At 54.8% G+C, this 6,207-nt stretch carries 3 protein-coding genes and 2 pseudogenes; 1 reads left to right on the top strand and 4 read right to left on the bottom strand.

Annotated elements, in window-relative coordinates:
* Nucleotides 1-207 (bottom strand): hypothetical protein (locus NHU87_RS28140; protein ID WP_253555083.1); only part of this gene is annotated, 207 nt, incomplete at its 3' end.
* Nucleotides 208-530: 323 nt separating this feature from the next.
* Here NHU87_RS28140 and NHU87_RS28145 point away from each other — a divergent pair.
* Nucleotides 531-803 (top strand): hypothetical protein, encoded by a 273-nt coding sequence (locus NHU87_RS28145; protein ID WP_048397200.1) that lies wholly within the window; start codon nucleotides 531-533, stop codon nucleotides 801-803.
* A 340-nt stretch (nucleotides 804-1,143) separates the two neighbouring features.
* On the opposite strand, the gene NHU87_RS28150 is transcribed toward NHU87_RS28145, so the two are convergent.
* The 3 genes and pseudogenes from NHU87_RS28150 to NHU87_RS28750 form a co-directional block, all read right to left on the bottom strand.
* Nucleotides 1,144-1,407 (bottom strand): MafI family immunity protein, encoded by a 264-nt coding sequence (locus NHU87_RS28150; RefSeq protein ID WP_253555085.1) that lies wholly within the window; start codon nucleotides 1,405-1,407, stop codon nucleotides 1,144-1,146.
* 6 nt (nucleotides 1,408-1,413) lie between these two features.
* Nucleotides 1,414-1,767, bottom strand: a pseudogene (locus tag NHU87_RS28745) (EndoU domain-containing protein); the annotation flags it as partial.
* A 1,899-nt stretch (nucleotides 1,768-3,666) separates the two neighbouring features.
* A pseudogene (locus NHU87_RS28750) lies at nucleotides 3,667-6,108 on the bottom strand (hemagglutinin repeat-containing protein); the annotation flags it as partial.
* Nucleotides 6,109-6,207: the final 99 nt, after the last annotated feature.

Raw genomic sequence — 6,207 nt, forward strand, 5'->3', positions numbered from 1 at the left:
ACCACCACGGCTGTCACAGCCACCGGCGATCTGTTCGCACGGCAACTCAGTGATGGTCGCGACACTTTTTTCATGCTTGGTGTACTGCAACACATCCATGACGTTGTTAACCGTCGTGGCGGCGATCGTCAGGTCGCCCGTGCTCTCGATCCCTGCGGATCTGTTGTCCAGCAGATCAGCCTTGGTGTGGGATTTGACGAATGTCATGCGGGCGATTGCCTGTGCGGACAAAGTCCTACGCAAACCTCGGAATCAGACGCCTTGCACCGTCGGAACGATGAAGCTTATAGTCCGCCCGTCGTCCACATGGCGACCGGGTTTGGCGACCTGACTAACGAGTGCGAGAGCTGTCTGCTTATTTGCAGGCGCCTCCGCATCCGCAAAGCTGCTTTTTTATGGCAGCTGTGCGCGGGAGACCTTCGGGTCTGCCGGTTACTCGTTTCCGGTTCGCCAACCTGCGTACAGCTGCCACCTTCTTCGTTTGGCGACGATTTGTTGGCAGTCTCAATAAACTAAACGAGGCTCCACCGATGGATAGATACATGCCCCTCACCGGAATCGACTTGATCCCGGCATCTCTGCTGATCGACACCCAAGCTCCACTCGATGTTCTGCACGCCATGGCTGACTACCGCATCCGCACCGTTACTCAGGTGCTGGAAAACATCGCGTTTCGCGCCGAGATTGGTTGCGATACGGTTGTGCTTTCCGACTTTTCGAAACTGCTGGCCATTCCGTTACGCGATGGTTGTGATTTGATGGATGTGATTGGTAGACGGTTGCGGGCACAGGCTGCGGAGTGAATGAAAAAGGGCGACCTGTTGGTCGCCCATTTCCCGATACGCGAATAAGTAAGATCTGATGCGTTTGGATTTTTTCTACGGCAGTTTTACAGTAACTACTTTTCCAAGGATTCGGGCAGTCCAAGGAAATATCCCCACTGCTCCAGTACAAGACGCCATTCCTGCGGGGTAAATTTACCCTCGGGCTGTCCGACCCAGTCGTCGTTGATCAGGATATCACTGCGAGAAACGGCGACAGACTACCATTCCCAATAAAAACGTGGTCTGTCCCCGTTTACCCCCAGGGACTGCCCCGTTTATCCTCTAGAATTTGCCCATGTGCCTTTCTATTTTTAAAACCTTAATCTTCCGTCTTCGTCAGTGCCTGTAAATATTTAAAAGGAGAATTTCCGACTTCAAACCCCATATCTAATGCTAACTGCTGAATCTCTTTAAGCTCATCAACAGCCAAAGCCACATCATATTCACAAATATGTTCACAAAGAATCTCTAAGGCCAAGCTCTCTTCATTATATTTAACATAGTCCAATGCCCCCTCAAGAAACACCGCATCCAAACGCCCTTCAAACTTAGCACCTAACTTTAATATCCGTTGCGAGTACATAGCAGCCTACTTAATCGATTTATAGGGTGGTATAGGTGCGTCATCAGGAAATGCAGTTACGACATTGCTTATCGCGGGTTGATAGACAACACGCATACGAACCCCATCTCGCACCTCGTAAGCAACCCACTTCGCTGGATCGCCATTTTTTGTGTACAAACCGCCCGTTCCTGTCTGGGCATACCACTTCGTATCTGGCGAAGTCACAATATCACCCACTTCATGAATTACCTTATCTGCGGACCAGCTTTCCGGAAAAACTGTTTTTCCGGGTTGCCCCGGCCAAAGGTGACCACCGCTCCCTGGCCCATCGCCATACAAAATATGCTTCTTCGACTCATCCGATAGGATGTCGATGAAATCTGACGGGACTGTGGTCTTCGGTGGCGTTACCGGCTTCGTCGGATCAAGCACCGGCACATCCGAATCCGGCATCAGATCTTGCAGTTTGTTGATTTGAGTTTTGACAACGTTGATGTCAACCGATGCGCCGATTTTTTTGACGGTGTTGACCGAAACGTCAATCCCCATTCTCGAAAGGGTCAGCGCGCTGTTGGCGGAGCTGCTCCCCCCGCCAATCATGAGCTGTACGACAAGCGCCAATGCCTGCCCCATTTGGTTGCCAAGATTTTCTGCGTTTGCATCGCCGCCTTCGACGACCGCTTTTCCAATTTGGTCCATTTGAGACTTGAACGCATCGGCGATTGCGTTACCCAAAATCGCCTTGGCCTCATCGGAGGATACGAACGCCTTGGCGGCCTCCCAACTCTGCACCGGGTCACTCATGAACATGACGGCGCTATCCAAGGTTCCTAAACCCGCGCCAGCCATCCCGTCCGTGAAGCCTTTGAGGATCCCCGAACCGGTCAATACATCCTGCCGTAGAGAAGTGATCTGCCACTTTAGAGCGATCGCCAGTTTCTTAAGCGGATTAGGTTCGGCATCGATCTCTTTCTTTGCCTGAACGTACTGCTGCGTCGCCAACCAGTTGTTATCGACGTTCGCCGTAGCCGCGTTATTCGCGGTAGCCGCACCGTTCGGATTGCTCATAGCAGCAATACCGGTCACCAGGCTGGTGATGATGTTGCGTTTGGCTTCTCGCTCTACCGCGGTTTCATTCGGATCGGAATCGGCGAACAGACCCGCCAACACGCTGGCGGCAGAACCACCCAAGGCACCAGCCGAGCAGCTCTGGTTGCTGGCAGCCGCGCCAGCACAACCGAGAATTGCATGCAGGGCCGCGTGTTCCGGGCTGCCTTCCTTGAGGCCCTTTTTCACCAGTTCGCCGATGTACGCCGAGCCTTGCTGCTGGACGTAGTTGACCACCATGTTTTGCGCGAACTGGGCGCCACTGCCGGCCACATTTCCGCTGATCCCGGCAACCAGGGCTGTTGCGATTTGCCGGTAAGTGCCACCCGCCCCCCAGTTATCGCCGACTTCCTTGATCTGCTGATTGAGCTGCAGGTAGTTCTCGTGGTGGGCTATCCGCTCCGCGATAGGCAACGTCTCATTATTAGCAGCAGCCTTTTCCTTATTGGCCTGCTCCTTCATCTGGTCGATTTCCCGCGCACGACTCTCGATGTACTGAGAAACGTTCTGCACAAACTTGCCAACAATCTCAAAGTCCACGCCGATTTCTTGCGCGTCGAAAATCGGTTTGAGCGTGTTGCTGCCGTCACGATCGCTGGAGACATCAGTATTGATTGCAGCAATTGCCTGCTCTGCCGTCTGACCGGTCAACTCCTGCTGCTTGACGGTATTAGTGATGGTGATCGCTGCGCCACTAATCCCGCTGTGGGTGATGCTGCTGGAACTGTCACCGGCGTACAGCACGACCGGTGTGGAAACACTAAACCCATCTTTACTCGGCACCTTCGGACCATTTGGGTTAGCGGTGGCGCTGGCATTGCCATTTCCATCACGGCCCATGTCACCGCCGTAACCACCGCTCAGGTTAATGCTGGTGGCATCGTACTCAGCCTTGTTCTTGATGTCGGAGCTGGTGAGTGTTCCGGTGCTCAGGGTGTTTTTGCCATCAGCTACCGCTTTGTCGGTACTGGCGATAACTGCTCCCTTGAGGTCGGTATTGCCGGTGACCTCTACCTGGAATCCGCCATTACCCGCCTTGATGCCCGATTGCTCGCTAACACTGGCGTACTCGCTTTGCATGTTTTGCGCTGCGATGCCACCACTGACACTGCTGGTGCCATAACAGAATGGGGGAACACAAATGCTGACACCGACGTTCGCGCTCTCTTGTTTGGAGGTGTAGGTGCTAGTGTCCTGCCGGCTCTCAATGTTCAGATCGCCGCCCACTTTGACCTTGACCTGGTCAGCGGATACGACCCCGCCTTTGATGTTCGTGTCCCCACCACTCTCCAGATTGACGCTCTTACCACCCTTGATATACGTGTTGGTCTGGGTGACGTCGTCGCCGTCAGCATTGCCGCGCCCGGCATTCGCCGCCAAGTCCAGCGAGAAGCCGTTCTGCGCCCCACCGAAGCTGAACCCAATCCCGGCACTCCAGCCGCTGTTGCTGTTGGTGCTTTCCTGATGCGCCGTGTTTTGCGCCGACAGTAGGTTAATTTCACCGTCAGCCTTCAAGCTGACATCGCCGCCGCCCTCGATCCGGCTGCCGACTACGTTGATATTGCTGTTCGCACCATCACCAGTGGCAACGACCTTGACGTTACCGCCAGCCACTACATCGCTGCCTACTACATTGCGACCGCTTTGGCTGCTTTCACTATGACTGCGGCTGTCACTTAGATTGACGCTGATCTTGATCCCGGTTTTCGGGCTCTCCATCAATGCCTGCCCGGCATCCATAGCCTGCTTTGCACTCATGGCCGCATTCATGGCAGCCAACGCGACCATCCGATCATCACTGGTTTTCTGCGCCGCTTCGCCCATCTGCTGAATGCCCCGCAAAGCATCAAGCAGCGGAACACTCACCGTTCCGCCGATGGCAGTACGGCTGGTACTGGCGGTTTTAGTGGAGTTGAGGGTGTCGAAACCGGCCTCGATATCGACATGCTTGGCGGTAATGCCGATATCACCCTGAGGTGTGACTAACTGACTGGCTGTTTGAGTGTAATGGTCACCCGCCGTGAGGCTGATATTGCCGCCCAGCGATGCGATCTGGCTGCCCGACTGGCGGGTAGCGGTGTATTGATCGGCTTCTTTCTGCTTGACGATCCCTGTCGCACCCTGCCACCAGGAGCCTATTTCACCGACTTTTTTACTGCCGGATTTTGAGCTCGAAGTCTCGGTATTTTCAGCGCTAGTGATCTCAAGATTGCGACCGGCATCAATGCCGATGTTTTTGTCGGCCACCAGCGTACTGCCCTCAACAACAGTGTCGCGGCCACTCTTGATTTGAATGCTGCCGCCACTGATATCACTGCCAATGCTTTGGGTTGAGGTCGTTTTCCCTTGTTGCGATTTTTGTGTGGAAGACAGCAAACCCGTAAACGTTGCACTGGCCTTGCTGGAGCTTTTCGCCTGTTCGGTTGTTTGAGTTTCCTCGCCCGCACCAATCAATACGTCGTTGCCGGCGGTGAGTTTCACCGCCTCTTCAGCACGCAGTGCAGCGGCCGTCAGCGAGATGTCATTATCGGCTTTCAGCTCGATGTTTTTTGCGACCAGCTCAGTGCTGTTCAAGCGGGTCTGCGTGACTTCCGAGCTGCTGGACTTGCTGGAGGACCATCCCTTTTTAGACGATGCGTTAGCCTGGCTTGCGTAGTCTTCGGCGGCATCGAGATTGATGTCGCGGCCAGCGGTAGCGAGCAATGTCCCATCGCTGTTCAGCTTGGCGCCGGTGGCGTTGAAATCCTGCCCGGCAGAGATCACTAACTTATTCCCTGCCTCGACACTCGAACTGACAGATATGACGCTGTCGGTTTCGGTCATCGTCGACTTTTTCTTGCCGAATGAACCCTTCTTGGTTTTCGAGTAATAGGAGTAGTCGACGTTATCCGCTGTTTCCAGATTCACATCATCGCCAGCAAACAAATAGGCCTCATCCCCAGCACTCACCCGACTGGCAATCAGGTCTAGATTCTTGCCCGCATTGAGGGCAACGCTGCCCCCCGCATTGACAGTGCTAGACACCTGCCTGACATGGTCTTCCTGACTGGTGAACTTTTTGTTTTGGCTAAAAGAGTGCTGTTCATCCGCCGCAGAGGCCAGTGTCAGGTCACCGACTGCGCTCATACTGACGTCACGTTTGGCATCGATCTGACTGGCGATAACGGTGAGATCCCGACCGGCATTTACCTTCAGGTCCCGCCCCACATCAACGTCTGAACCATATTGGGTGATGGTTTGATCATGGTGTGTGCCTACCTCATGATCGACGATCTGTTCGGCGGAAACGATGTTGACGTCACGACCGGCATTGATCGTGGTGTCGGCTCCACTTTTCAGCACGCCACCAGTGTTGTTGACGTCGCGCCCGGCGTTGAGGGTCAGCGCGTTGGCGGCTTCGATGCGGGCGGCGCTGTTGACGAAGTCCGTGCGTTCGTTGGTGTAACCCGTACCACTTTCGTGGGTGGTGACGGTGCGTTCGTTGATCACGTCGCCACGGGTGGCGGTGAGCGAGACGTCACGACCGGCGATGATGCCGCCGGCCTTGTTGACTATGTTGTTGTCTGCCTGCAAGTCGAGGCGATTGCCGGTTTCCAGCAACCCGCTGCTCACCAGATCATTCTTGGCCGTCGCATCCAGGTTCTGGCTGGCGCGCAGGGTGCCGGCGTTGTTCAGGTCTTTGCCGGCGATGAGGGTTACGTCGCTGCCCTG

It is taken from the genome of Pseudomonas mandelii, assembly GCF_024138395.1.
Classification (GTDB): Bacteria; Pseudomonadota; Gammaproteobacteria; order Pseudomonadales; family Pseudomonadaceae; genus Aquipseudomonas; species Aquipseudomonas mandelii_E.